The sequence below is a fragment of the Streptomyces sp. NRRL B-1347 genome, assembly GCF_000720325.1.
Lineage (GTDB): Bacteria > Actinomycetota > Actinomycetes > Streptomycetales > Streptomycetaceae > Streptomyces.
Genome location: NZ_JOJM01000016.1, coordinates 100,903 through 125,528 on the forward strand (window position 1 = coordinate 100,903; position 24,626 = coordinate 125,528).

Annotated in this window: 17 protein-coding genes and 2 pseudogenes; 9 read left to right on the forward strand and 10 right to left on the reverse strand. The window is 74.3% G+C overall.

Annotation, left to right across the window (positions count from 1 at the left end; genetic code table 11):
* Positions 1 to 110 precede the first annotated feature (110 nt).
* Positions 111 to 1,013 (reverse strand): annotated as a pseudogene (locus tag IG74_RS0116445) (ABC transporter ATP-binding protein); the annotation flags it as partial.
* A 109-nt stretch (positions 1,014 to 1,122) separates the two neighbouring features.
* On the opposite strand from IG74_RS0116445, the gene IG74_RS0116450 reads away from it, so the two are divergent.
* The 3 genes from IG74_RS0116450 (at position 1,123) to IG74_RS0116460 (ending at position 4,313) form a co-directional block, all read left to right on the forward strand.
* Positions 1,123 to 2,352: a sensor histidine kinase gene (locus IG74_RS0116450; RefSeq protein WP_030676761.1), complete on the forward strand. Its 1,230-nt coding sequence runs from the start codon at positions 1,123 to 1,125 to the stop codon at positions 2,350 to 2,352.
* A 43-nt stretch (positions 2,353 to 2,395) separates the two neighbouring features.
* Positions 2,396 to 3,058, forward strand: coding sequence for a response regulator transcription factor (locus IG74_RS0116455; RefSeq protein ID WP_030676763.1), 663 nt, complete (start codon positions 2,396 to 2,398; stop codon positions 3,056 to 3,058).
* A gap of 97 nt (positions 3,059 to 3,155) precedes the next feature.
* Positions 3,156 to 4,313 carry an ROK family transcriptional regulator gene (locus tag IG74_RS0116460; RefSeq protein WP_030676766.1) on the forward strand — a complete coding sequence of 386 codons (1,158 nt, stop codon included), beginning with the start codon at positions 3,156 to 3,158 and terminating at the stop codon, positions 4,311 to 4,313.
* Positions 4,314 to 4,404: 91 nt separating this feature from the next.
* Here the strand turns inward: IG74_RS0116460 and IG74_RS0116465 are convergent, their stop codons facing one another.
* Both IG74_RS0116465 and IG74_RS0116470 read right to left on the reverse strand, forming a co-directional pair.
* Positions 4,405 to 5,166 (reverse strand): GntR family transcriptional regulator, encoded by a 762-nt coding sequence (locus IG74_RS0116465; protein WP_030676769.1) that lies wholly within the window; start codon positions 5,164 to 5,166, stop codon positions 4,405 to 4,407.
* 289 nt (positions 5,167 to 5,455) lie between these two features.
* Complete coding sequence (locus tag IG74_RS0116470; RefSeq protein WP_030676773.1) at positions 5,456 to 6,346, reverse strand: RNA polymerase sigma-70 factor; 891 nt, start codon at positions 6,344 to 6,346, stop codon at positions 5,456 to 5,458.
* Between the two features lie 171 nt (positions 6,347 to 6,517).
* On the opposite strand from IG74_RS0116470, the gene IG74_RS0116475 reads away from it, so the two are divergent.
* On the forward strand, positions 6,518 to 7,357 hold the full coding sequence (locus IG74_RS0116475) for an alpha/beta fold hydrolase (protein WP_030676776.1): 840 nt from the start codon (positions 6,518 to 6,520) through the stop codon (positions 7,355 to 7,357).
* Positions 7,358 to 7,372: 15 nt separating this feature from the next.
* On the opposite strand, the pseudogene IG74_RS50980 reads toward IG74_RS0116475, so the two are convergent.
* Positions 7,373 to 7,525, reverse strand: a pseudogene (locus IG74_RS50980) (VOC family protein); the annotation flags it as partial.
* A gap of 233 nt (positions 7,526 to 7,758) precedes the next feature.
* On the opposite strand from IG74_RS50980, the gene IG74_RS0116485 reads away from it, so the two are divergent.
* Together IG74_RS0116485 and IG74_RS0116490 are read left to right on the forward strand one after the other, a co-directional pair.
* On the forward strand, positions 7,759 to 9,348 hold the full coding sequence (locus IG74_RS0116485; protein ID WP_030676779.1) for an alkaline phosphatase D family protein: 1,590 nt from the start codon (positions 7,759 to 7,761) through the stop codon (positions 9,346 to 9,348).
* Positions 9,349 to 9,742: 394 nt separating this feature from the next.
* Complete coding sequence (locus IG74_RS0116490; protein WP_234334345.1) at positions 9,743 to 11,167, forward strand: GNAT family N-acetyltransferase; 1,425 nt, start codon at positions 9,743 to 9,745, stop codon at positions 11,165 to 11,167.
* Positions 11,168 to 11,243: 76 nt separating this feature from the next.
* On the opposite strand, the gene IG74_RS0116495 is transcribed toward IG74_RS0116490, so the two are convergent.
* Together IG74_RS0116495 and IG74_RS0116500 are read right to left on the reverse strand one after the other, a co-directional pair.
* On the reverse strand, positions 11,244 to 12,113 hold the full coding sequence (locus tag IG74_RS0116495) for an NAD(P)-dependent oxidoreductase (RefSeq protein ID WP_030676785.1): 870 nt from the start codon (positions 12,111 to 12,113) through the stop codon (positions 11,244 to 11,246).
* A gap of 158 nt (positions 12,114 to 12,271) precedes the next feature.
* Positions 12,272 to 12,856: a TetR/AcrR family transcriptional regulator gene (locus IG74_RS0116500; protein WP_030676787.1), complete on the reverse strand. Its 585-nt coding sequence runs from the start codon at positions 12,854 to 12,856 to the stop codon at positions 12,272 to 12,274.
* Between the two features lie 135 nt (positions 12,857 to 12,991).
* On the opposite strand from IG74_RS0116500, the gene IG74_RS0116505 reads away from it, so the two are divergent.
* Positions 12,992 to 14,704 (forward strand): DUF885 domain-containing protein, encoded by a 1,713-nt coding sequence (locus tag IG74_RS0116505; RefSeq protein ID WP_030676789.1) that lies wholly within the window; start codon positions 12,992 to 12,994, stop codon positions 14,702 to 14,704.
* Positions 14,705 to 14,790: 86 nt separating this feature from the next.
* Here IG74_RS0116505 and IG74_RS0116510 read toward each other — a convergent pair whose 3' ends face one another.
* The gene (locus tag IG74_RS0116510) at positions 14,791 to 15,282 is read right to left on the reverse strand and encodes a rhodanese-like domain-containing protein (protein WP_030676791.1); all 492 of its coding nucleotides are present in this window, start codon (positions 15,280 to 15,282) and stop codon (positions 14,791 to 14,793) included.
* Positions 15,283 to 15,376: 94 nt separating this feature from the next.
* On the opposite strand from IG74_RS0116510, the gene IG74_RS0116515 reads away from it, so the two are divergent.
* Positions 15,377 to 15,823, forward strand: a complete 447-nt coding sequence (locus IG74_RS0116515; protein ID WP_030676793.1) for an Lrp/AsnC family transcriptional regulator — start codon at positions 15,377 to 15,379, stop codon at positions 15,821 to 15,823.
* 24 nt (positions 15,824 to 15,847) lie between these two features.
* Here the strand turns inward: IG74_RS0116515 and IG74_RS0116520 are convergent, their stop codons facing one another.
* The 3 genes from IG74_RS0116520 to IG74_RS0116530 all read right to left on the reverse strand — a co-directional run bounded on the left by IG74_RS0116520 (position 15,848) and on the right by IG74_RS0116530 (position 20,836).
* Positions 15,848 to 18,904 (reverse strand): AAA family ATPase, encoded by a 3,057-nt coding sequence (locus tag IG74_RS0116520; protein ID WP_030676796.1) that lies wholly within the window; start codon positions 18,902 to 18,904, stop codon positions 15,848 to 15,850.
* Positions 18,901 to 20,067, reverse strand: a complete 1,167-nt coding sequence (locus IG74_RS0116525; protein ID WP_030676801.1) for an exonuclease SbcCD subunit D — start codon at positions 20,065 to 20,067, stop codon at positions 18,901 to 18,903. The genes IG74_RS0116520 and IG74_RS0116525 overlap by 4 nt, the downstream gene beginning before the upstream one ends.
* 142 nt (positions 20,068 to 20,209) lie before the next feature.
* Positions 20,210 to 20,836 carry a YigZ family protein gene (locus tag IG74_RS0116530; protein ID WP_030676817.1) on the reverse strand — a complete coding sequence of 209 codons (627 nt, stop codon included), beginning with the start codon at positions 20,834 to 20,836 and terminating at the stop codon, positions 20,210 to 20,212.
* 488 nt (positions 20,837 to 21,324) lie between these two features.
* Between IG74_RS0116530 and IG74_RS0116535 the strand changes: the two genes are divergently transcribed.
* The gene (locus IG74_RS0116535) at positions 21,325 to 24,612 is read left to right on the forward strand and encodes an AfsR/SARP family transcriptional regulator (RefSeq protein ID WP_234334346.1); all 3,288 of its coding nucleotides are present in this window, start codon (positions 21,325 to 21,327) and stop codon (positions 24,610 to 24,612) included.
* Positions 24,613 to 24,626 lie beyond the last annotated feature (14 nt).

A 24,626-nucleotide genomic window follows, 5' to 3' on the forward strand; every position in this document is an offset into this window, starting at 1 on the left:
CTGGTGTGGTCTGTCGCGCCGGTGGGGTCCGTGGAACTGGTGTGGCCCTTGGTACTGGTGGAGTCTGTGGCACTGGTCGAGCCTGTGAGGCTCACGGGACCCGTGGAACTCGCGGAGAATTCCGTCTCCTGTGCGGTCAGGGCCAGATACGCCTGCTCCAAAGAGGCCTCCTCGTCGGCGAGTTCGAGGATCGGTACGCCCTCGCGGGCGGCCAGCGCGCCGACCTCGGCGGCGCGGGCGCCTTCGACCGTCCACGCGCCGCCCTCGCCTTCGACGAGGTCGTGTCCCGCGCGGGCCAGCGCGGCCCGCAGCCGGGCCGGGTCGCTGGTGCGGGCCCGCACGCGGGGACTGCTGTGCGCGGTGATGAACTCCCGCATGGGGGTGTCCGTCAGGAGCCGGCCCTTGCCGAGGACGACGAGGTGGTCGGCGAACGTGGCGGTCTCGTTCATCAGGTGGCTCGACACGAGCACGGTGCGGCCCTCTCGGGCCAGGCGGCGCATCAGCTCGCGGATCCAGATGATCCCCTCCGGGTCGAGGCCGTTCGACGGCTCGTCCAGGAGGACCACGGCCGGGTCGCCGAGCAGGGCGGCCGCGATGCCGAGGCGCTGACGCATGCCCAGCGAGAACGTCTTGATCCGCTTGTGCGCGACGGCGGCGAGGCCGGTCTCCTCCAGGACTTCGCCCACGCGCGGGGCGGCGATCCGGTTGCTGACGGCGAGGGCACGCAGGTGGTCGCGGGCGGTGCGCGAGCCGTGGGCGGCCTGCGCGTCGAGCAGGGCACCGACCTGGCGCAGCGGCTCGTCGTACGTGGCGAACGGGCGGCCGCCGACGGTGGCGGTGCCCGACGTGGGCCGGTCGAGGCCGAGCACGAGGCGCATGGTAGTGGACTTGCCCGCGCCATTGGGGCCGAGGAAGCCGGTGACGCGGCCGGGCCCGACGCTGAAGGTCAGGTCGTCGACCGCGCGCCTGGTGCCGTACTCCTTGGTCAGCTGGTGGACGTCGATGCTGGTCATGGGGCAACCCTCGCGTCCGGTGCCGGTACGGGGCCTCCCCCGGCCGAGGAGATCGTCTCCCCCGCACGGGGGAGCCGGGCCACGCGCGCGTGCTGGCACGATGATCCGCATGATCCGCCTGCTGCGACCGCTGACCCGCGCGGTCACCTACACCCGCTGGCTGCATCTGCTCGTCGGCGGCCTCGTGGTCCTCGCCGCGGCCACGATCCACGGTGTCGAGAGCGCCACCGCGCGGGACTGGCTGGTCATCACCCTGCTGCCCATCCCCTTCGTGGCGGCGGTCGCCCTGGTGCCCGCGATGCGCCGGGCCGAGGGGCTCCAGGCGCGCCTGATGCTGTTCCCCGGGGCGCACGCGCCGGAGGCGCGGACCGGGGACCCCGGAGTCGGCCCCGTCGACCCCGGTGTCTCCGGGGCGCCCTCGGCCTCGTGGCGCGACCGCGGCAGGACCGCCGTGTGGCTCGTGGTGCGCCTGGAGCTGGGGTGGGGGCTCGGCGTGGCCTCGGTGCAGCTCATCGGGTACGCGCTCGCGCTGCTCGGCACGACCTCGGAGGCCCCCGACGACGACGGCCTGTTCCTGCCCCGGCCGGAGCAGGCCGCTTGGAGCGCCCTGCTCCTGCCGCTGCCCCTGATCTGCCTGAGCGTCCTGGTGGTCGCGGCGGGCGGTGTCGCCACGGCCGCCGCCCGGAGCCTGCTCGGCCCCTCGCCCACCGAGCGCCTGGCGGCCCTGGAGGAGCGCACCGAGCAGCTCTTGGAGCGCAACCGCATCGCCCGCGAGCTGCACGACTCCATCGGGCACGCCCTGACCGTCGCCGTGGTGCAGGCCGGTGCCGCCCGGGCCGCCGCGGACCCTGCGTTCACCGACCGCGCCCTGGAGGCCATCGAGGAGACCGGCCGCGACGCCCTGGAGGACCTGGAGCGGGTCCTCCGGGTCCTGCGGGAGGACGCGGAGCCCGCCCACCGCCGCCCCACCCTCGCCGCCGCGGACCGGCTCCTGGAGTCCGCGCGGACGGTGGGCGCCAAGGTCGACGCCGAGGTGTCGGGCCCGGTGGACGACCTGCCGGGGCCCGTCTCGCGTGAGGGCTACCGCATGCTCCAGGAGGCGCTGACGAACGTCCTGCGGCACGCGGGTCCGGTTCCGGTTCGGGTGCGCGTCGCGGTGGCCGAAGACCGGCTGACCCTCGACGTGCGCAACGCCCTGCCGCACCGGACGGCCCCCACCGGCCGTGGCGGCAGCGGCCTGCGCGGCATCCGCGAGCGCGCCGTGCTGCTCGGCGGCCGGGCGAGCACCGGGCCCGCGGACGGCGAGTGGCGGGTGCACGCCGAACTGCCGCTGCGCTGAGGCCCCCTGAGCCGCTCCCGGGCTCGTGATCTAGGCTGGCCGGATGCCCGTGACCGTGCTCCTCGTCGACGACGAGCCCCTCGTCCGCGCGGGCCTGCGCGCCGTCCTGGAGGCACAGCCCGACATCGAGGTCGTCGGGGAGGCCGCCGACGGCGCGGCCGTCATCCCCCTGGTGCGGCAGCTGCGCCCGGACGTCGTCGCGATGGACGTGCGCATGCCCCTCCTGGACGGCATCGAGGCCACGCGCGCGGTGCTGCGGACCGTGCAGGACCCACCCAAGATCGTCGTCATCACGACCTTCGAGAACGACGAGTACGTGTACGAGGCGCTGCGCGCGGGCGCCGACGGCTTCCTGCTCAAGCGGGCCAGGCCCGCGGAGATCGTGCACGCGGTGCGCCTGGTGGCCGAGGGCGAGTCGCTGCTGTTCCCGGCCGCGGTGCGCCGTCTCGCCGCCAGCCACGGCGAGGAGCGGGGCGAGGAGGGCGCCAGGGCCGCGTTCGCGCGGGCCGGGCTCACCGGGCGCGAGGAGGAGGTGCTGCGCCTGATGGCGCGCGGCCTGTCGAACGCGGAGATCGCCGAGCGGCTCGTGGTCGGCACCGAGACGGTCAAGTCGCACGTGAGCGCGGTGCTCGCGAAGCTCGGCGCGCGGGACCGCACGCAGGCGGTGATCGTGGCCTACGAGTCCGGTTTCGTGGCCCCGGGATGAGGCGGTCCGGAATCGGTCGGCGCGATCGGCACTCGCACCGGCGGACGCCTTCCGAGTACCATCCGCCCATCATGCGCATGAGATGGAAGGACGGACGTTGGGGCGGCTGACCGGCGGAGATCCATCTCTGCTACGGCGGATCAACTCCTCGGTGGTGCTGCACGCGCTGCGCGCCGCGGATTTCGCGACACTCACGGAGATCACCCGGGCGACGGGCCTGTCACGGCCCACCGTCGAGGGCGTGGTCGAGGGGCTCATCGAGGCCGGTCTCGTGGTGGAGACCGACGTGGACGACGGCGCGGCACGGCGCCAGGGACGACCGGCACGGAAGTTCCGCTTCCGCGCGGAGGCGGGACATCTCCTCGGCTTGGAGATCGGCCCGCACCGGGTGGCCGCGGTCCTGTCGGACCTGCACGGCAAGATCCTCGGCACGGCGGCCAAGGACGTCTCCGAGACGGCGTCGGCGGACGAGCGCCTGGAGCGGCTGCGCGGCGCGGTCGCCGATCTGCTGCGCCGTGCCGGGGTGGCCCGCGGTTCGCTGCGCGCCGTCGGCGTGGGCAGCCCCGGCATCGTGGAGGCGGACGGCTCGGTGCGCCTCAGCACGGCGCTGCCCGGCTGGACGGGCCTGCCGCTGGGCGAGCGGCTGCGCCGCTCCTTCAAGTGCCCGGTCCTGGTCGAGAACGACGCGAACGCGGCGGCGGTGGCCGAGCACTGGAAGGGCGCGGCGACGAAGTCGGACGACGTGGTGTTCGTCCTGGCCGGGCTCAGCCCCGGGGCGGGCTCGCTGATCGGCGGGCGGCTGCACCGCGGCTACGGGGGCGCGGCGGGCGAGATCGGCGCGCTGCACCTGCTGGGCCGCGAGGTGAAGCCGGAGACGCTGCTCTCGACCACGGACGAGCCGCTGCACCCGCTGGACGAGCAGGCGGTGGCGGAGGTCTTCGCGCACGCCCGCGAGGGCGACGAGCGGGCGCTCGCGGCGGTGGACCGGTTCATCCGGCGCCTGGTGCACGACGTGGCGGCGCTCGTCCTCGCGCTCGATCCGGAGCTGGTCGTGGTGGGCGGCTGGGCGGCGGGCCTGGACGGCGTCCTGGACCCGCTGCGCCACGAGCTGGCCCGCTACTGCCTCAGGCCGCCGCGGGTGGCCCTTTCGGTCCTTGGCGAGGCCGCGGTGGCGACGGGCGCGTTGCGCTTGGCGCTTGACCATGTGGAGGACGAGCTGTTCGCGGTGGAGGGCACCGTGACCGCGGGGCGGTGAGGTGCGGGCTTTCCCGCGCTGCGCGCTTGTCCTCAAACGCCGGACGGGCACATTTCTGTGCCCGTCCGGGGTTCGTCACCCCACTGAGGCTTCAGGAAGCCTGGCGCTCCGGGCCGTGGTGGATCTCCACCGCGCCCTCGTCGCCGAACGTGAGGCGGCAGGTGTCCGCCCGGTACGTCGCCACGGAGAGCGCCGCCGTGCGGCCGCCCGCGAGGAAGCGGGTGGTGACGACGAGGACCGGGGCGCCGGGCAGCCGGTCGAGGGCCCGGGCGTCGTCGGCGCGGGCCGAGCCGAGCTCGACGGCGCGGTCCTGGCCTTCGAGGTCGAGCCGGTCGAGCTCCCGCAGCACGGCACGCGCGCGTGCCGGTCCCGCGGGGGCGTCGATGGCGGTGAGGTCGGGCACCGACGACGACGGCACGTACAGCAGCTCGGCGGCTACGGGCTGGCCGTGCGAGACGCGGGTGCGGCGGACCGTGTGCACGAGCTCGTCCGGGCCGGTCTCCAGGGCGCGGGCGACGTCGGCGGGCGGCACGGCGGGCTCGCTGTCGGCGGGCTGCCAGTCGTCCCCGGGCGCACCGGGCCAGCTGCCCCGGTCGGTGCCGACGGCCACGCCCATGCGCGGCGGGGCGACGGTCGTGCCGACGCCGCGGCGGCGCTGCAGCCTGCCCTCCAGCTCCAGCTGCTCCAGGGCCTGGCGCAGCGTCGCGCGGGCGACGCCGAACCGGGCCGCGAGGTCGCGCTCGTTCGGCAGGATCTCGCCGACGGCGAACTCGGAGTCGAGTGCTTCGCTGAGCACGGTCTTGAGGTGCCAGTACTTCGGCTCCGGCACCGTTTCCAGCTGCGTGGTCCCCACCCTGTCCTCCGCATTCGCCGTGCGCAGGCGGCTTTTCAGCGCCTTGTTTATTAAAGGTTCCTGCACTATCTCAGCGACGATAGAGCCGCACCCACCCTTGGTCAAGACCAATCCTGCTTCCGTTACTGCCCGCACAGAAGTGGTGCCACAGAGCATTCATGCGGTGTTCGCGAAGGGTCGACACCTCACCCCCTGGCGTGACGAAAACCGATACGTCCCCCACGCGCGCGGACGACACGAAGCCCCCGCCCATTGCACGGGCGGGGGCCTGGTCCGGGAGGCCGGGGGCCTAGGCGGACAGGGACACGAGCTTGTCCGGATTCCGCACAATGTAGACGCGCTGTACACGACCGTCGGCGACATCCAGCTGGAAGATGCTGTCCACCTTGCCGTCCACCAGGAACACGACGGAGGCGGCGCCGTTGAGCTCCACGAAGCGGAACTCGACCCGCTCGGCGTCCGGCAGGCCCTTCTTCGTCGCGCCCAGCACGAAGCGGCCCACCTTGTCGGCGGACTCCACGACCCGCAGCGGCGCCCTGGCCTTGCCGCCGCTGTCGCCGACCAGGCGCACGTCCGGGGCGAGCAGCGCCATGAGGCCGTCCAGGTCGCCGTCCGTCGCCGCGGCGAGGAAGCGCTCGGTCAGGTCGCGCCGCTCGACGGGGTCGACCTCGTAGCGCGGCCTGCCCTCGTCGACGTGCTTGCGGGCGCGGCCGGCGAGCTGGCGCACGGCGGCCTCGCTGCGGTCGAGGGTGACGGCGATCTCGGAGTACGGGAACCCGAAGGCCTCGCGGAGCACGAACACCGCGCGCTCCAGGGGTGAGAGGGACTCCAGGACGACGAGGACGGCGAGCGACACGGAGTCGGCGAGCATGGCCCGCTCCGCGGTGTCGGGGACGGTCGGCCCGAAGTCGGTCTCGAAGGGTTCGGGCAGCCAGGGCCCCACGTAGGACTCGCGCCGCGACTGCACGTGGCGGAGCCGGTCGATGGCCAGGCGCGTGGTGACGCGCACCAAGTAGGCGCGCGGTTCGCGCACTTGCTCCCGGTCGGCGGTCGACCAGCGCAGCCAGGCGTCCTGGACGACGTCCTCCGCGTCGGCCACCCGGCCGAGCATGCGGTAGGCGACGCCGATGAGGACGGGCCGGTGTTCTTCGAAGACGTCGGTCGCGGTGTCGGTAGCCACGGTCCCATCCCAGCTCACCGGCCCTCCGCTGTCCACCCGTGGCGGGCACGGGCGGACGAGGATCACAGCCGTGCGCGGCCGCGCCTCCCCCGCCGGAGCCGACCGGCCCCTTGAACTCGGCGCTACTGAGCGGTAATTCTTGCTGACAAGCCGTCTAAGTCAGGAGTGGTCATGGCCGCAGAGGTGGCAGAGGTCTCATTCGCCGTCGAATCGCCTCGCGGGCCGCGCACGGTGACCGTCTCCTACCGGCGCACGGGTAGCGGCGCGCCCCTGCTGCTCCTGCACGGCATCGGGCACCACCGCCAGGCCTGGGACCCGGTCGTGGACGTCCTGGCGGCCGAGCGCGACGTGATCGCCGTGGACCTGCCGGGCTTCGGCGTGTCGCCGCCGCTCCCGGACGGACTCGCGTACGGCCTGCCGTCGGTGGTGCCGGCGCTCGCCGCGCTGTGCGCGGCCCTGGACGTCGAGCGGCCGCACGTGGCGGGCAATTCGCTGGGCGGCCTGCTCGCCCTGGAGCTCGGCCGCGAGAAGCTCGTACGGTCCGTCACGGCTCTTTCGCCCGCCGGGTTCTGGACCCAGGCCGAGCGGCGGTACGCGTTCGCGACGCTGCTCTCCATGCGGCGCCTCGCGTCCGCCGTGCCGGTGCCCGTGATCGAGCGGCTCTCCCGCAGCGCCGCGGGCCGCACGGCCCTGACGAGCACCATCTACGCCCGGCCCGCGCGCCGGGCGCCGGAGGCCGTCGTCGCCGAGACGCTCGCGCTGCGGTACGCGACCGGGTTCGAGCAGACGCTGGCCGCGGGGCGCGACGTGGTGTTCCGGGACGATGTGCCGGGCCTTCCGGTGACGATCGCCTGGGGCACCCGCGACCGGCTGCTGCTGCGCCGCCAGGGCGTGCGCGCCAAGCGGGCCGTCCCCGAGGCCCGGCTCGTCCGGCTGCCCGGCTGCGGGCACGTGCCGATGAACGACGACCCCGCGCGCGTGGCGCGCGTCATCCTCGACACGAGCCGCTGACGCCCCGGGCGGGCGTCAGGAGTTGAACCACGCGCGCGTGGAGAGCACCAGGCGGTAGCCGTCGGGGTCCTCGGTGGGCCGCGACTCCACGGGGGCGGCCTGCTCGTGGACGAGCTCCAGGTGCCAGGAGGCGTCCGGCGAGCCGACCATGAGCGGCGCGTGCCCGCCATGCGGGCGATGTGGATGTGGCTCGAACCGTTGACGGGCACGGGGGCTCCTTACGTCCTGCTGGGGTGCGGCGCGCCCTGGCACGCGCCGTCCGGGCCACTTCCGGACGGGCCCGCGCGGCGGTTCCCCTGGGGCCATGGCCAGTTGTTCACTTGGGGTTCGCGTGCGAGCCGTGACGCGAAAGTAAACGTGACTCCGCACACCGATCGACCGCCGTCTCTGGAGGCGCCCTCATGTCACACCGTCCGTCGAGCCCGTCCCCGCGCCGCCGCAGCGTGCTGCGCGGCTCGCTCGCCGTGCCCGCCGCGCTCGCCGTGCCCGCCGTCTCCGCGCTCGGCGGCGCCGCCCCGGCCTTCGCCCGCTCGGGTCGCCCCAGCGCCCGCTGGGGCGTGCAGGCCGGTGACGTGGGCGCGCACTCGGGTCTGGTGTGGGTCCGCTCCGACCGCCCCGCCCGCATGATCGTGGAGACCTCCGCCACCGAGTCGTTCCGCAGACCCAAGCGCTGGTACGGGCCGCTGCTCGGCCCGCGCACCGACTTCACGGGGACGACGCGGCTGCGCGAACTGCCCTCCGGGGAGCAGATCCACTACCGCGTGCTCCTGGCCGACCCGGACGACCCCAGGCGCACCGGCAAACCGGTCACGGGCACGTTCCGCACGGTCTCCCGCTCGCGCAAGGACGGCGTGCGCTTCCTGTGGTCGGGCGACATCGCGGGCCAGGGCTGGGGTATCAACCCGGACCTCGGCGGCTGGCAGGTCTACGAGGAGATGCGCCGGCGCAACCCCGACTTCTTCCTGTGCAGCGGCGACAACATCTACGCCGACGGCCCCATCCAGGCGAGCGTCACGCTGCCCGACGGGCGGGTGTGGCGGAACGTCACCACCGAGGAGAAGTCGAAGGTCGCCGAGACGCTCGCGGAGTTCCGCGGCAACTTCCGCTACAACCTGCTCGACGAGCACGTGCGCCGCTTCAACGCCCAGGTGCCCTCCATCGTGCAGTGGGACGACCACGAGGTGCGCAACAACTGGTACCCGGGGCAGATCCTCGACGACCCGCGCTACACGGAGAAGGACGTCGACGTCCTCGCGGGGCGTTCGCTGCGGGCGTTCAGCGAGTACTACCCGATCTCGACGCAGCGCCCGGGCGACAAGGACGGGCGGGTGTACCGGGTCCTGCGGCACGGCCCGCTCCTGGACGTGTTCGTGCTCGACATGCGCACGTACCGCAACGCGAACTCGCCGAACCGCCAGCCGGAGGACGCCACGGGCATCCTCGGCGCCGAGCAGCTCGCCTGGCTCAAGCGGGAGTTGTCGCGCTCGCGCGCGGTGTGGAAGGTCATCGCGTCCGACATGCCGCTCGGCCTGGTCGTCGCGGACGGCCGGACGAACTTCGAGGCCGTCGCGCAGGGCGACCCGGGCGCGCCGCTCGGCCGCGAGCTGCAGATCGCCGAGCTGCTCCGGCACATCAAGCACCGCCGGATCACCGGCACGGTGTGGCTGACCGCCGACGTGCACTACACCTCGGCGCAGCACTACGACCCGTCGCGCGCCGCGTTCAAGGACTTCGCCCCGTTCTGGGAGTTCGTGTCCGGGCCGCTGGCCGCGGGCGGCTTCCCCGCCGTGAAGCTCGATGGAACCTTCGGTCCGGACCAGACGTTCGTCAAAGCGCCGGACCGGCCCAACACGTCGCCGGCGGAGACACCGCCGTACTACGGAGAGGTGGACATCGACGGCGGCAGCGGCGAGTTGACGGTGCGGCTGCGCCAGCAGGGCGGGGGCGTGCTCTTCACCAAGGTGCTGCAGCCGGGGCGCGTGGGCCAGTGAGCCTCCGGCGGACGCGTCCGCCGGTGAGCGCTCGCGGGTGCTTCCGTTGGCGCGTACGGATGGGCGCTTCCGCCGGTGAAGTGCTGGACGGCACGACCACCGGTGCGCCACGGTGGACGCGGTGCCGCTGACGGCCCGCGGTCGGTGACGACGCGCGGGCCCGCGGCGGCCACAGGACCGGGCGGGCCGGGAGGCCCGCGACGGTCGAAAGGGTCGGACCGACCGAGAGGTCAGTGACGATCAATGGGCCGGTGACGGCCGACGGGGGAGATCGATGGACCATCACGGTGAACAAAAAGGAATGAAAGCGACAGAACCGCACTTAACCCATCAGTCACAAGGCGTTCGCGATCACGCAACACCCTTGAGCCACAGTGACGGTATGAGTGCTGACATGCCTGATGTGACACGGAGGAAGGACGGCCGGCCGGTGCACCACTGGCGCCGGGACGTCATCGAACTGGCCGCGCTGTTCACGGCCGTGGCCGTGGCGGACGCCGTGGCGAATCTCGTGGGACACGGCCCGGACGGGCCCGAGCTGCTGCTCGTCTCGGCCGTCGTCCTGGTCGCCACGGCCGGGTTCCACACCTGGTGGGCGCGGCGCCACACCCATGCGCCGCCCGGCACGGGCGATGCCGAGACCGATACCGGCGCCCGGACCTCCGCTCCGGAGGACCGGGCCGCCACCGCGTCCGGACCGGCGGCGGCCGCGGACCGGTCAGCGCCGCCCGCAGACGGGTCGACGCTGTGGCGCATGCGGACGACCGTGCGCGACGAGCCGGGTTCGCTGGCCGCGCTGTGCACGGCGCTCGCGCACGAGCGCGTCGACATCCTCAGCCTGCAGACGCATCCGCTGGCCGACGGCACGGTCGACGAGTTCCTGCTGCGCGCGCCCGCCGCGCTGCCCGCGGCGGGCCTCACGCGCGCGATCTCCGCGGCGGGCGGATCGAGCACCTGGATCGAGCGGGCGGACGCGCACGACCTGGTGGACGCGCCCACGCGCATCCTGAGCCTCGCCACCCGCACGGCCCTGGACGCGGCCGAACTGCCGCTCGCGCTGCGCCAGTTGCTGGGCCGCTGCACGATCCGCTCGCTGCCCGCCCGGCAGGATCAGGGCACCGAAGGGGCGGTGCCCGTCGAAGGCGCCTGGGAGGGCACCGTCCTGCGGCTCCGGGCCCCCGAAGGCGGAGTGATCACGGTCGAGCGTCCGTATCTGCCCTTCACCCCCACGGAGTTCGCCCGCGCGCGGGCCCTCGTGGAGCTGGACGCCAGGCTCGGCCCGCGCGTGCCGCGCGGCGAGGACGTCCTGACCCTCGCCGAGGGCAACGACATCACGGTCAGCCGCGCCGACACCTCCGACCTGGACGCCGCGAAGGCCATGCACGAGCGCTGCTCCCAGCACACCCTGGGCATGCGCTACCACGGCCCGGTGGGAGACGCCGACCGCTATCTGAACCACCTGCTGAGCCCGCGCTTCGGCCGCACCCTGGCCGCGCGCACGGCCTCCGGCCGCGTCGTCGGCCTCGGCCATCTGCTCTGGGACGGGGACGAGACGGAGATCGCGCTGCTCGTCGAGGACGAGTGGCAGCGCCGCGGCGTCGGCCGCGAACTGCTCGCCCGGCTCGTCGCGATGGCCACCGAGGCGGGCTGCGACAACGTGTACGCGGTGACGCAGTCGTCCAACACCGGCATGGTCGCGGCGATGCGCGGCCTCGCCCTGCCCCTCGACTTCCAGATCGAGGAGGGCACGCTGGTCATCACCGCGCGCCTGGACACGACACCAGCGCGCTCGCACCTCCCGTACGACAGCCACCAGTGAGTTCGCCTACGAGCGGCGGCCCCCCGCCGGAGCCCGGGACGGTCCGGGCTCCGGCGGGGGAACGGGCCACCGGACCCTAGACCCCGGCGTCGGGGGCAAGGTGCGAGGCGGCCATGTCCTTGTCGGCGTGTCCCGCATCGGCCGCCCGCTCGAACCGGCGCAGACCGGCCGCCGTCACGTCCACCGGTACGCCGGCGGACCGCGCGGCCTCGACGACCAGGCGCGCGTCCTTCGCCGCGTTGGCCACGGAGAAGCTGGGCGTGTGGCCGCCCGTGAGCATGGCGGCCGCCTTGGCCCGGAAGAACGGGCTGTCCAGGGGCCCGCCCGCGATCACGTCCACGACCAGGGCGGGATCGACGCCGAGGCCGTCGGCCAGGGCCAGGCTCTCCGCCGCGCCGTGGGTGAGCGCGAACACGAAGCTGTTCAGGGCGAGCTTGAGGCGACTCGCGGCGCCGTGCTCCTCGGAGACCCAGACCGTACGGCTGCCGATCGCGTCGAAGACCGGCTCCACCCGGTCCCGCCCGGCCCCCGGACCGGAGGCCAGGACGACGAGCTGCCCGTTCTCCGCGGGCTGCTTCGTGCCCTGCACCGGGGCGTCGTACAGGACGAGCCCATGGTGCTCGGCGAAGTCCGCCAGGTCGTCCGTGGCGGCCGCGCCCACGGTGCTCAGCTGGACCCACGCGGTGCCCCGGGTGAGGCCGGGCGCCGCGGCCTCCATGGCCTCGCGCACGGCGGGCCCGTCCTTGAGCACGGTCACCACGACGTCCGCGCCCGCCACCGCCCCGGCCGGGTCGGCGTGCGCCTCCACGCCGTCGAGCGCGGCCAGTTCGGCGGCCTTGGCGGGCGTGCGGTTCCACACGCTCACCGCGAACTTCCCGCGCAGGTTGCGCGCCACGGGGGCGCCGATGGTGCCGGTGCCGAGCACGGCGACCTTCTGCCGAGTCATGGGATTCCTTCCTGTGCGGGCCCGTCGGACCCTGTGAAGGCCTGCGGGGGCGGTCGCTTCGACCAGCCCCTTCTTGACCGATCATTCCATTATTAGGGCATGCGAAGACCGGCTGCCCTCGGGCTCATCAAGACCCCTCCAGGCTCGCCCGGTCCCGTTCAGTCCAGGAGCGCCAGCGCCTGCTCCGCCGCGTCGCGCACCCGGTCCTGTCCGCCGGAGACCTTCCCGACCACGCGGATGCCCTGGAGCAGGACGAGGAGCATGCGGGCGAGGGCGCGCGGATCGCGGTCCTCCGGGATCTCGCCCTGCGCCTGGGCGCGGGTCAGCGCGGAGCGCAGCAGCGCCTCCAGGCCTTCCCAGTTCCGCTCGATCCTGCGGTCCGCCGCCTCGTCGTGCGGGGCGAGCTCCGCGGCCGTGTTGGTGATGAAGCAGCCGGTGCGCCGGCAGTCGGCGGCCGAGGCCTCGGCGGCGAAGCGGCGCACGAGCATCCGCACGCCGGGCAGCGCGGGCCCGGGGCGCGACAACTCGTCGACCAGCTCGGGCTCCCGCGTCTCCGCGTACCGGTCGAGGGCCTTCAGATACAGCTCGTGCTTGTTGCCGAACGTCGCGTAGATGCTGGCGCGTCCGATGCCCAGGTGGGCGACGAGGTCCGCCATGGACGTCGCCTCGTACCCCCGGCTCCAGAACAGTTCGAGCGCCGACTGGAGCGCCACGTCGGGGTCGAATTCCTTGGACCTGGCCATGAGGAGGACGCTAGCCGCAACTGGAACGGTCAGTCAAACATTCCTGGGGTGCGGCGGACGCCGGGGCAGGGGCGGCCGCACCGTCCCCGGCATGCGCCCGTGACGCGCGCCCCGGTCTCGTATCAGGATGTCCGCATGTCAGACACGAAGATCGCAAGCACCGCGACCGGCCAGGGCCCGCTGCCCCGCGAGGTCGCCGACGCCTACGTCGACGACCTCGTCGCCCTCGACCCCGTCACCGGCACCTACCTCGGCGTCAAGGAGAGCCACCGCAGGCTGCCCGACCTCTCCCCCGCCGGCCACGCGGCCCGCGTCGAGCTCCTGCGCACCACCCTCGCGCGGCTCGACGAGGCCGAGGCGCGCCCGGGGGCCGACGCGGCGATCGAGCGGCGCTGCGGGCGGCTGCTGCGCGAGCGCCTCACGGCGGAGCTCGCCGTGCACGAGGCCGACGAGCCGCTGCGCACCGTCGGCAACCTGGGCACCCCGCCGCACGAGGTGCGGGAGATCTTCACCGTCACACCGGCCGACACCGAGGAGGACTGGGCGGCGATCGCCGAGCGGCTGCGCGCCGTCCCGGCCGCGTACGAGGGCTACCGCGCCTCGCTCGCCCTCGGCCTCGAACGGGGTCTGCTCGGCGCGCCGCGGCCGACGGCGACGTTCGTCGAGCAGCTCACGGAGTGGGCGGGGCCGCGGGACGGGCGCGGCTGGTTCGAGGACTTCGCCGCGGCCGGGCCCGCCGCCCTGCGCGGCGACCTCGACGAGGCGGCGAAGGCGGCCACCGGCGCGGTCGTGGCGCTCCGCGACTGGATGCGAGACGTGTACGCGCCCGCCGTCGCCGACGCCCCCGACACGGTGGGCCGCGAGCGCTACGCGCTCCTGTCCCGCTTCTTCAACGGCACGGACCTGGACCTGGACGAGGCGTACGCCTACGGCTGGGCGGAGTACCACCGGCTGCTCGGCGAGATGCGGGCCGAGGCCGAGAAGATCCTGCCGGGCGCGGCGACGCCGTGGGCGGCGCTCGCGCACCTGGACGAGCACGGCACGCACATCGACGGCGTGGACGAGGTCAGGGAGTGGCTCCAGGCCCTGATGGACGAGGCCATCGAGGCGCTCGACGGCACCCACTTCGAACTGGCCGAGCGGGTGCGGAAGGTGGAGTCCCACATCGCTCCGCCCGGTGGCGCCGCGGCCCCGTACTACACCGGCCCTTCGGAGGATTTCTCCCGGCCCGGGCGGACCTGGCTGCCGACGATGGGCCTGACCCGCTTCCCCGTGTACGACCTGGTGTCGACCTGGTACCACGAGGGCGTTCCGGGCCACCACCTCCAGCTCGCGCAGTGGGCGCACGTCGCCGGTGACCTGTCCCGCTACCAGGCGACGGTCGGCATCGTCAGCGCCAACGCGGAGGGCTGGGCGCTGTACGCGGAGCGCCTCATGGACGAACTGGGCTTCCTCACCGACCCGGAGCGGCGGCTCGGCTATCTGGACGCGCAGATGATGCGCGCCCTGCGCGTGATCGTCGACATCGGCATGCACCTGGAGCTGGAGATCCCGGCGGACTCCGGCTTCCACCCGGGCGAGCGGTGGACCCCCGACCTGGCGCAGGAGTTCTACGACGCGCGCTGCAGCCGCCCATCGGACTACGTGGCGAGCGAGATGACCCGCTATCTGACGATCCCGGGCCAGGCCATCGGCTACAAGCTCGGCGAGCGCGCCTGGCTGCTCGGCCGCGAGAACGCGCGCCGCCGCCACGGGGACGCCTTCGACGCGAAGGCCTGGCACATGGCGGCGCTCTCCCAGGGCTCGCTGGGCCTCGACGACCTGGTGGACGAGCTGTCGGCGCTCTGACCGGCGGGACATTCCGAAGGGGCGGGGCCAAGGAGGCGGGGCAGGAGCGTGCTCCTGCCCCGTTCCGGCCCCGTCGCGAGGCCGGTTCAGCAGCCGCAGTCCCCGTCGAGGGGGGCCGTCAGCGGGTCCGCGTCGCGCCGGGCCTCGCCCTCCCAGGTCTCGTACGGGAAGCCCTCGCGGGCCCAGTACTCGAAGCCGCCGAGCATCTCCTTGACCTGGAAGCCGAGTTCGGCGAGTGCCAGGGCGGCGCGCGTTGCGCCGTTGCAGCCGGGGCCCCAGCAGTAGGTGACGACGGGCACCGACTTGTCCAGGAGGGCCTCCGCCTGCGCCGGGACGAGCGCGGTGGGCAGATGGACGGCGCCGGGGACGTGGCCCTGGTCCCAGGAGGCGGTGGAGCGGGAGTCGAGGACGACGAAGCCGGGGTCGCCGTCGGCGGCGAGCACGGCGGCGACGTCCGACACGTCGGCGTGGAAGGCGAGGCTGGCGCCGAAGTAGGCCGCCGCGGCGGCGGGAGCGGCCGGGGGCACGCGGAGGACGGGGTTCGGGACGGTGGCGCTCGCGGCGGTGATCGTGTTCATGGCCGAAAATCTACGGGCCGCGCGGTCGGCGCTGAACTCACGATTCCCGGCGTACCCCTTGATCAGCAGGGGTTTTCCCTGTTTCCTCTCGGGCATGACCGGTTATTCCACGGACGCCACCGACTGGCGCATCCTCGAGGTCCTCCAGCGCGACGGCAGGGCCAGCTACGCGGAGCTCGCGCGGGCCGTGTCGATGTCCCCGAGCGCCGTCACCGAGCGGGTGCGCCGCCTGGAGGAGGCAGGCGTGATCCAGGGGTACGCGGCCGTGGTCGACCCGGAGCGTCTTGGCCTGCCGATCCTCGCGTTCGTCCGGCTGCGCTATCCGAACGGCAACTACAAGCCGTTCCACGACCTGGTCGGGGCGACGCCCGAGATCCTGGAGGCGCACCACGTGACCGGCGACGACTGCTTCGTCATCAAGGTCGCCGCGCGCTCGATGCGGCACCTGGAGGAGGTCTCCGGGAAGATAGGCGCGCTCGGCGCCGTGACGACGAGCATCGTCTACTCCTCTCCCCTGCCGAGGCGTCCGCTGGGGCGCTGAGGTTCGCCGGCCGGGGCGCCGGGCTCATCCGGCGCCGCGCTGCCGCACCACCGATCCCTCGCGCCCCTTCACTACCTCCAACTGCGCGTGCACACGGCGGCGCAGGTCCGCGACGTGGCTGACGATGCCCACGCTGCGGTCCCGCTCGCGCAGGGAGTCCAGGACGTCGAGGACCTCGTCCAGGGTCTGGTCGTCCAGGGTGCCGAAGCCCTCGTCGATGAAGAGGGTGTCCAGGCGGACGCCGCCCGCCTCGTCCGTGACGACGTCGGCGAGGCCGAGGGCGAGGGCGAGGGAGGCGAAGAACGTCTCGCCGCCGGAGAGCGTCGCCGTGTCCCGCTCGCGGCCCGTCCAGGCGTCGACGACGTGCAGGCCGAGGCCGCTCCGGCCGCGCCCTGCGCGGTCGGCGGAGTGGACGAGGGTGTAGCGCCCCGATGACATGCGGAGCAGCCGGGCGGTGGCCGCCGCGGCGACCTGCTCCAGGCGGGCGGCGAGGACGTACGACTCCAGGCGCATCTTGCGTTCGTTGTCCGCCGATGTGCCCGCGGCGAGCGTGGCGATGCGGGTCACGCGGTCGTACTCGGCGCGCAGCGGCGCGAGTCGGCGGGCCGCCGCGGCGGAGCGGGCGGAGAGCCGGTCGAGGTCGGCCCTGCGCCGGTCGGCGGCGTCGCAGCCGGACGCGGCGGCGCGCGCCCGCCGGTCCGCGGCATCGGCGGCGGCTCCGGCGGCGGCGAGGGGCGCGGCCGGGCGCCGGGCGGCCGCGGCGGCGTCCGGCTCGGCGAGCAGCGCGCGGACGGCGGCCTCCTCCTGCTGCCAGGCGTCGACGCGGTGCTGGAGCTCCCGGTGCCGGGCGTCGTCGAGGAGCGCGGCGGCAGCGGCGGCCGGGGTGTCGAACCCGGCGCGGAAGGCGGCGTCGGCGAGGCGGGCGTCGACGTCCTTCAGGCGCTGGGCGGTGTCGTCGGCGGCGCGTGCGGCGTCGGCGGCCTCGGTGAGGAGGGCGGCTCCGCGCTCCAGCTGGGCGGTGCGCTCCGCGACGCTCGCGCAGCCTCCGCGCGCGTGGGCCAACTCCTCCGCCAGGCCGGTCCGCTCGCGCTCCAGGGCGTCGCGCAGCGCGGCGCGGGAGTCGACGCGGCGCGCGGCCTCCTGCTGGGCCGTGACCCTGCGGTCGTGCTCGTGCTCGGCCCGGGCGAGTGCCTCGCGCACGGCGTGCTGTCCGGCCGCGCGGTCCCGGGCGGTCTCGTACGCCTGCCGCAGCTCCGCCACGGACGCGGCGAGCTCGGCGGCGGGGGTGTCCGACGCGGCCGCGGTGGCCGCGGCGAGCTCGGCGCGGACGTCGGCGTGCTCGCGCTCGGCGGCCTGCGCGGTCTCCTCGGCGCGCCGGTGGGCAGCGAGGGCGGCTTCCTCCGTGGCGCGGTCGACGTGTCCCTCGGCCTTGCGGGCGGGGGCGGGGTGCTCCGTGGCTCCGCACACCGCGCAGGGGGCGCCGTCGACGAGGTGCGCGGCGAGCTCGGCCGCGATGCCCGCGAGGCGCCGCTCCTTGAGGGCGAGCCAGTGCTCGTGGGCCCGGGCGGCGTGCTCGCGGGCGGTGAGGGCGCGCTCCTTGGCCGTGGCGGCCTGCTCGGTGAGCCGGTCGCGGCGCCGGGCGGCGTCCAGTCGCTCCTGGTCGGCCTTGAGCTGGCCGGCCAGGTGCTCGGTGCGGGTCGCCGCCTCCTGGGCGGCTTCGATGTCCTGCTGGAGGCGGGTGCGGGTGCCGTCCCAGTCGGCGAGCCAGGCCTCGGCCTCCTGGAGCAGTTCCTCGTCGGCCCGCTCCTGGCGGTCCAGGTCGGCGCGCTGCGCGGACAGTTCGCCCAGGCGGCGCTCTGCGCGGCGGGCCGAGGCGAGTCCGCCGAGCTCCTCGCTGACCCTGCGGGCGGCGCTCGCGAGGCCCGGCGCGCTCTCGTCGGCGTACGCGGCCGGGAGCTGTGCGCGCGCGTGCGCCTCGGCGGCGGTGGCGCGCCGGTGGTCGGTGTCGGTGTCCGCGCGCAGCGCGAGGGCGGGGGCGACGGCCTCCGCCTTGCGGGCCTGCTCCATGCGGGCGAGCACGCGCCGGTGGTCGTCGGCGCGCTCCTCCAAGCGGGCCGCCCGCTCCTGCGCGTCGGCGAACCTCCTTTGCAGGCGCGCCAGTTCGCGTACGTCGTCGAGTCCGGCGGCCGCGGCGGCGCGGGCGGACTCGGCCTGGGCGAGGGCGCAGCGCGCGACGGTGTACCGCTCGCGGGCGCCGGAGCGGACCACGGCGGCCCAGGCGAGGACGGCATCGGCGAGCCCGGGGTCGCCGGGCTCGACGTCCGGCAGCGGCAGCTCGGCCCCGGCGTCGCCTGGGCCCGCGCCCGCCGCCTGCTGCATGCGGTGCGCGTCCGCGAGGAGCTCCGCGTCGGCCTCGCGGACCTGGGCCTCGGCGGCGCGGCGGCGCTCGGCGAGGCGCTGCTCGACCGCGGCGAACCTGCGGGTGTCGAAGAGCCGCCCGAGGAGCTTGCCGCGGGCCTCCGCGTCGGCCCGCAGGAACCGTGCGAAGTCGCCCTGCGGCAACAGCACGACCTGGCAAAACTGCTCCTTGCTCATGCCGAGCAGCTGGGTGACCTCCTCGCCGATCTCCTGGTGGGAGCGGCTGAGGTCCTTCCAGGTCCCGGCGCCCGCGCCGACCGCGCCGCCTTGCCCCACGTCGGCCGTGCCGGGGACGTGCTCCCGCAGCCAGCTCTGCGCCTTGTCCGTCGTGGTGCCCGTGCCCCGCTTCTTCGGGCGCTCCCACGGGGGCTGCCGGGTGATCTCCAGACGGCGGCCCGCCACGGTCAGTTCGAGGCACACCTGCGTGCGGGTGTCCGGGCGGGCGTGGTCGCTGCGCAGGGTCACGCCCTGGCCGCTGCCCTGGCGGGGGCCCGGCACCGAGCCGTACAGCGCATAGCACACGGCGTCGAGGACGGAGGTCTTGCCGGCGCCCGTCGGGCCGTGCAGCAGGAAGAGCCCCGCGGCGGACAGCTCGTCGAAGTCGACGTCCTGGGTGGTGCCGAAGGGGCCGAAGGCGGTGATCCGCAGCCGGTGCAGCCTCATCCGGCCACCTCGCGCAGCATGTCGTCGGCGCGGACGGCGTCGAAGGCGTCCCGCAGGACGGCCCTCTCGCGGGCGTCCGGGCCCGCGCCGCGCACATGGGTCACGAAGTCCTCCGCGATCTGCTGGTCGGTGCGGTCCTTGAGGCGCCGCGCATAGGACACTCCGGGCTCCTCGGGGGCGCGGGCCGGGTCGAAGACGAGGCTGAGGGTGTGCGGGAAGCGCTCGCAGAGCCGGGCCATCGGCTCGTCCGGCCGCACCGGGTCGGTGAGGGTCGCCTCGATCCACGCGTCCTCGTGCCGGGCGAGGCCCGGGTCCGCCAGGAGGTCGTCGAGGTCGCCCCTGACGCGGGCGAGCGGCCGGGGCACCGGGCAGTCGACGCGCTCGGCGGCCGTCAGCTCGCCCGCCGCGCCGAGCTCGACGAGCCACATGCTCTTGCGGTGGTCGGCCTCGGAGAAGGAGTAGGCGAGCGGGGAGCCGCTGTAGCGCACGCGCTCGTCGATGGTCTGGCTGCCGTGCAGATGGCCGAGGGCCACGTAGTCGACGCCGTCGAAGACGGCGGACGGCACGGAGGCGACGCCGCCGACGGTGATGTCCCGCTCGCTGTCGCTGATCTCGCCGCCGGTCACGAAGGCGTGCGCGAGGACGACGGAGCGGGTGCCCGCGGGCCGGGCGGCCAGGTCGGCCCGCACCCGGTCCATGGCGGCGCCGAGCACCGCCTCGTGTCCGGCGCGCTCGACGCCGAACTCGTCCTTCACCAGCGCCGGTTCCAGATACGGCAGGCCGTAGAAGGCCACGTCCCCGTGCGCGTCGGCGAGCACCACGGGCTCGGCGCAGCCCGCCGGGTCGGTGCGCAGGTGGATGCCCGCGCGGTCGATGAGCCCGGCGCCGACACCGAGGCGCCGCGCCGAGTCGTGGTTCCCGGAGATCATGACCGTGGGCACGCCGAGGTCGGCGAGGCGGTGCAGCGCGTCGTCGAACAGCTCGACGGCGGCGAGCGGGGGCACCGCACGGTCGTACACGTCCCCCGACACGACGACGGCGTCCACCTCGCGCTCGCGGACGGTGGCGACGAGATGGCCGACGAACGCGGCCTGCGCGTCGAGCATGCTCACCCGGTGCAGGGCCCGGCCGAGATGCCAGTCGGAAGTGTGCAGCAGCCTCATGGCCCCCGAGACTAACGGCAGGGTCTGACATCACGGGCGCCCCAGCGGGACAGCGCCCTGTAGGGGCGCGGGGAACTGCGCGCGGCCACGACGTGGCAGCGGACGGCCGACGGCCGGGGCCGACCCCGTGAAGCCCGGCCGGTCAGGCGTCCCCGTACGCCTCGCCGCCGAGTTCGAAGCCCGCGCTGCCCGCCGTCGCGTCCGCCAGCCAGGCGCGGAACCGCTCGACGTCGGCCTCCGGGAGGCCGATCTCGATGGTCACCGCTTCGCCGTAGCGCACGTCGCGCACCTCGCGGCCCGCCGCGCGCAGGTCGTTCTGCAGTTTGCCCGCGCGCTGGTGGTCGACGGTGACGGTGGCGAGCCGGAAGCGGCGCCGGGTGCGGGTGCCGAGCACGTCCAGGGCCTCGCCGACGGCGCCGCCGTAGGCCCTGATGAGCCCGCCCGCGCCGAGCTTGACCCCGCCGTAGTAGCGGGTGACCACGGCGACGGCGTACCGCATGTCGCGGCGCAGCAGCATCTGGAGCATCGGCACGCCCGCCGTGCCGCCCGGCTCGCCGTCGTCGCTCGCCTTCTGTACGGAGGCGTCGGCTCCGATGACGTACGCGAAGCAGTTGTGCGTGGCGGTGGGGTGTTCCTTGCGGACGCGCGCGATGAAGTCCTGGGCCTCCCGCTCGGTGGCCGCGGGCGCGAGCGCGCACAGGAAGCGCGAGCGGTTGATCTCGGTCTCGTGCACGCCCTCGCGGGCCACGGTGCGGTACTCGTCCTGCATCCGCCCAGCGTATGCCCCCTCCTGGACGGTCCGGACGGCGCCCGTGGCCGCCCGGAGGTCCGGTGCGCCTGGTGCGCCTGCTTGCCGCCGTCGGACGACCGTGGGTACTTTCGCGGCGGCCCACCACGCCCGTCGCGATTAGCCGATGTCCGTACTCGGTCCGCCCCCGTTCTTACTCGCAAGTACCACAACGACATTACCCTGCAGTATTTATAGGATTCACGCGTAGAGAATCCCGAAGCCCCTCAGCAGGAACCAAGGCAGTTACCGCCGCGTCTATTGATGGGCATTCGGGCTCGGGACCACACCACGGTGAAAAATCGATTGAGCGGTACGGAATTGCGGACTCCATTTATGGCTCCGATGCATGATTCCTCCGCACTGATGCGTAAGGTGTAACACTCAAGTGCTCTGGTCAGAGGCACCAGGGCTCCGGAGGAAATATGGGGCACCGATTCAGATTCAAGATTCTCGGCCCGCTCTCTGTCATGTCCGGCTCCGGCCAGGTGCACGTGGGAGGCCCCCGGCACCGCACGATCCTCGCGTCCTTGCTGCTCAACACCGATCGGATCGTGTCCGTCGACGCGCTCGTCGACACGGTGTGGGACGGCCGTCCGCCGGCCACCGCACGCACCCAGGTGTCCATCTGCATCGCGGCACTGCGCAAAGCATTCAAGGCTGCTGGATTTACGGACCAGGTCATCGTGACGGCGCACCCGGGATATCTGTTGCGCATCGGCGAGCACGAGGTGGACGCCACCGAGTTCCACCAGCTCGTCGCCGCGGCGGAGGAGGCCGTCAGGACTGACCGATTAACGGACGCCGCCCACTCGTACACCAAGGCCCTCGGCCTTTGGGAAGGGCCCGCATTGACGGGTGTGACGGGCCGTGCCGTCGAGGACGAGGCCCGGCGCCTGGACGAGCTGAAGCTCAGCGTGTACGAGGACGCCACGGAAGTGCAGCTGCGCCTCGGCCGTCACCACCGGGTCATTTCGGAGCTGGCCGCCACGGTCCGCGCCCATCCGCTGCGCGAGCGCGCGCTGCACCTGCTGATCACCGCCCAGTACCGCTCGGGGCACCGCGCCGAGGCCTTGGAGAGCTACCGGCGGGGGCGCAAGCGCTTCATCGACGAACTCGGGCTCGAACCCGGACCCGCGCTGAAGGAGCTGCACCGCTTCATCCTCCAGGACGACCGCGGGCGCGAGCCCGCCGCACGGGACGGCGCGGGCATCGAGGCGCCCGCCGCCGCGCCGCTCCCGCACGATCCGCCCTTCGAGCTGCCCACGGACGCCCCCGGGTTCACCGGCCGCGCCCGCGAACTCGAGCAGCTCGACGTGCTCCTCGACCGCGGCACGGACGTGCGCGGGCCGACGGCCGGGCTGATCAGCGGGCTCGCGGGCGTGGGCAAGACCTGTCTCGCCGTGCGGTGGGGGCGCGGCGTCGCCGACCGGTTCCCGGACGGCGTGCTCTTCGCCGATCTGCACGGCTACGACGAGCGCCACGAGCCGACGGCCGCCGCCGAGGTCCTCGGCGGATTCCTGCGCTCCCTCGGCTTCGCGGGCGTACAGATCCCACAGGCGCCCGAGGAGCGGGAGGCGATGTACCGCAGCGCGCTCGCCGACCGGCGCGTCCTCGTGGTCCTCGACAACGCCCGTACGTACGCGCAGATCGAGCCGCTGCTGCCGAGCAGCGAGGGCTGCAGCGTCCTCGTCACCAGCCGGGACCAGCTCGCCGAGTTCGTGGCCTGGCCGCCGCGGGCCCGGGTGCACCTCAACCGGCTCGCCCCGGCCGAGGCGGTGGAGCTCGTCGACCGCGTCGTCGGCTCCCAGCGCGTCGCCGCGGAGCCCGCCGCCGTGGCCCGGCTCGTGGAGCTGTGCGACCTGCTGCCGCTCGCGCTGCGGATCGCCGCCGCGCGCCTCGCCGCCAAGCCGCACTGGACCGTGACCCACCTGGTGTCCCGGCTCAGCGACGAGGAGCGGCGCCTGGACGAGCTGAGCCAGGGCACCTCCCGCATCCGGGCGAGCTTCGGGATCAGCTACCGCTGTCTGTCCGCGGAGGCCGCCCGGCTCTACCGCGGCCTCGGCCTCCTCGACGTCCACGACTTCGCGCCCTGGGTGGCGGCGGCGCTGCTCGACACGGACCAGTTCACCGCGGAGCGGCTCATCGAGCAGCTCGTCGACGCCCAGTTCCTCACCGCGCTTGGCCCGGACGCGGCCGGGCAGCCCCGGTACCACTCCCCCAGCCTGCTGCGGATCTTCGCGCGCGAGCGGGCGCACGGGGAGGACGCGCAGGAGCAGGGGCGCGCCGCCGTCGTCCGGGTCCTGCAAGCGGCGCTCGGCCTGGCCGAACAGGCTCATCAGCGGCTCTACGGCGGTGACTTCAGCATCATCCACAGCGCGGCGCCGCGCTGCACGCCGCCCGCCGACCTCGTCGCCGAACTCCTGGCCAGGCCGCTGGAGTGGCTGGAGGCCGAGCGGCTCTCCCTGGTACGTCTCGTCGGGCAGGCCGCGGGGGCCGGCCTCGACGAGCTGGCCTGGGACCTCACCCTGTGCACGGTGGTCCTCTTCGAGACCCGCAACTACGTCGACGACTGGCGCCAGTGCGCCCAGCAGGCCCTGGCCGCCGCCCGCGAGGCGGACAACATCCGCGGCCAGGGCGCCATGCTGTACGCCCTGGGGGCCCTGGAGATGCGGCTTCGCCGGTTCGTGCGCGCCGACGCGGGCTTCACCGCGGCCCTCGCGCTGCACGAGCTGGCGGGCGAGGAGCACGGTCGCGCCCTGGTCCTGCGCAGCATGGCGATGATCGACCAGATGCGGGGCGCGACGGACTCCGCGATGGACCGCAGCACGGCCGCCCTCGAGGTGTTCCGCGCGGTGGGCGACCTGTCGTCGCAGGCGCACGTGCTCAACAACATGGCGCAGATCGAGCTCGACCGCGGCCATCTCGCGCAGGCGCGCGAGCTCAGCCTCCGGTCGGTGCGGATCTCGTCGGGCATCAGCCCGGGCGGCGCCCGCAGCACGGCGCAGGGCACGCACCGGCTGGCCCGCGTCTATCTCGCCGAAGGCAGGTACGACTTGGCGGAGAGCGCTCTCCTCCGCATGATCCGCATCACCCGGGCCAGCTCCGACCTGCTCGGCCTCGCCCACGGCCTGCTGGGCCTCGGCGAGGCCCGGCTCGGCCGCGGCGACTGGGAACAGGCCCGCGCCACGCTCCTGCACGCCCTGGACATCGTCGCCACGGTGCACAGCCCGCTGGTCCTGGGGAAGATCAAGCTGGCCCTCGGGGAGGCCTGCGGGATGGGCGGTCAGGACGAGCGGGCCCGGGAGTACCTGAGAGCGGCCCGCGACTGTTTCCGCCGCGTGGGCGTAGAGGACTGGGTCAAGCGCGCCGACGAGGCACTGGCCGCCCTGCGCACGGCGAGGCCGCCGCTGCGCGCTGAGGGCCAGGCCCACCAGGGCGAGGCCGGGCGGCGTCTGACGGTGCCCAGGGCCCGCGGGCCCTGGGACCGCACGGCCGCGGAGCGCGCCGTCTGGAACCCCGCGGCGGCGACGCGGGCCCGGTCCTGCCACGCGCCCGCGGAGCACGCCGACCACGAGGAGGACGGCACCGAACCCGGACCGGATCGTGACGGTCCGCGCCGCGGGCACCCCGACCAGCAGGCCGCGGACCGCGAGCTCCCCGAGCCCGCTCCCCTGGGCCTGGCGCCCGGAGTGCTGGGGAGCGGACCGGGCGGCGCTCCCCCGAACGAGGGGCCGCGCGAGCACCGCGATGGCTGAGCTGGGCCGATATC

What these genes read in the sequence shown, in the direction of transcription:
- IG74_RS0116525 (WP_030676801.1), bottom strand. Translation starts at nt 20,067, where the DNA reads ATGAGGCTGCTGCACACTTCCGACTGGCATCTCGGCCGGGCCCTGCAC.
- IG74_RS0116505 (WP_030676789.1), top strand. Translation starts at nt 12,992, where the DNA reads ATGTCAGACACGAAGATCGCAAGCACCGCGACCGGCCAGGGCCCGCTG.
- IG74_RS0116485 (WP_030676779.1), top strand. Translation starts at nt 7,759, where the DNA reads ATGTCACACCGTCCGTCGAGCCCGTCCCCGCGCCGCCGCAGCGTGCTG.
- IG74_RS0116475 (WP_030676776.1), top strand. Translation starts at nt 6,518, where the DNA reads ATGGCCGCAGAGGTGGCAGAGGTCTCATTCGCCGTCGAATCGCCTCGC.
- IG74_RS0116530 (WP_030676817.1), bottom strand. Translation starts at nt 20,836, where the DNA reads ATGCAGGACGAGTACCGCACCGTGGCCCGCGAGGGCGTGCACGAGACC.
- IG74_RS0116515 (WP_030676793.1), top strand. Translation starts at nt 15,377, where the DNA reads ATGACCGGTTATTCCACGGACGCCACCGACTGGCGCATCCTCGAGGTC.
- IG74_RS0116490 (WP_234334345.1), top strand. Translation starts at nt 9,743, where the DNA reads ATGCCTGATGTGACACGGAGGAAGGACGGCCGGCCGGTGCACCACTGG.
- IG74_RS0116455 (WP_030676763.1), top strand. Translation starts at nt 2,396, where the DNA reads ATGCCCGTGACCGTGCTCCTCGTCGACGACGAGCCCCTCGTCCGCGCG.
- IG74_RS0116450 (WP_030676761.1), top strand. Translation starts at nt 1,123, where the DNA reads ATGATCCGCCTGCTGCGACCGCTGACCCGCGCGGTCACCTACACCCGC.
- IG74_RS0116510 (WP_030676791.1), bottom strand. Translation starts at nt 15,282, where the DNA reads ATGAACACGATCACCGCCGCGAGCGCCACCGTCCCGAACCCCGTCCTC.
- IG74_RS0116495 (WP_030676785.1), bottom strand. Translation starts at nt 12,113, where the DNA reads ATGACTCGGCAGAAGGTCGCCGTGCTCGGCACCGGCACCATCGGCGCC.
- IG74_RS0116520 (WP_030676796.1), bottom strand. Translation starts at nt 18,904, where the DNA reads ATGAGGCTGCACCGGCTGCGGATCACCGCCTTCGGCCCCTTCGGCACC.
- IG74_RS0116535 (WP_234334346.1), top strand. Translation starts at nt 21,325, where the DNA reads ATGTCCGGCTCCGGCCAGGTGCACGTGGGAGGCCCCCGGCACCGCACG.
- IG74_RS0116500 (WP_030676787.1), bottom strand. Translation starts at nt 12,856, where the DNA reads ATGGCCAGGTCCAAGGAATTCGACCCCGACGTGGCGCTCCAGTCGGCG.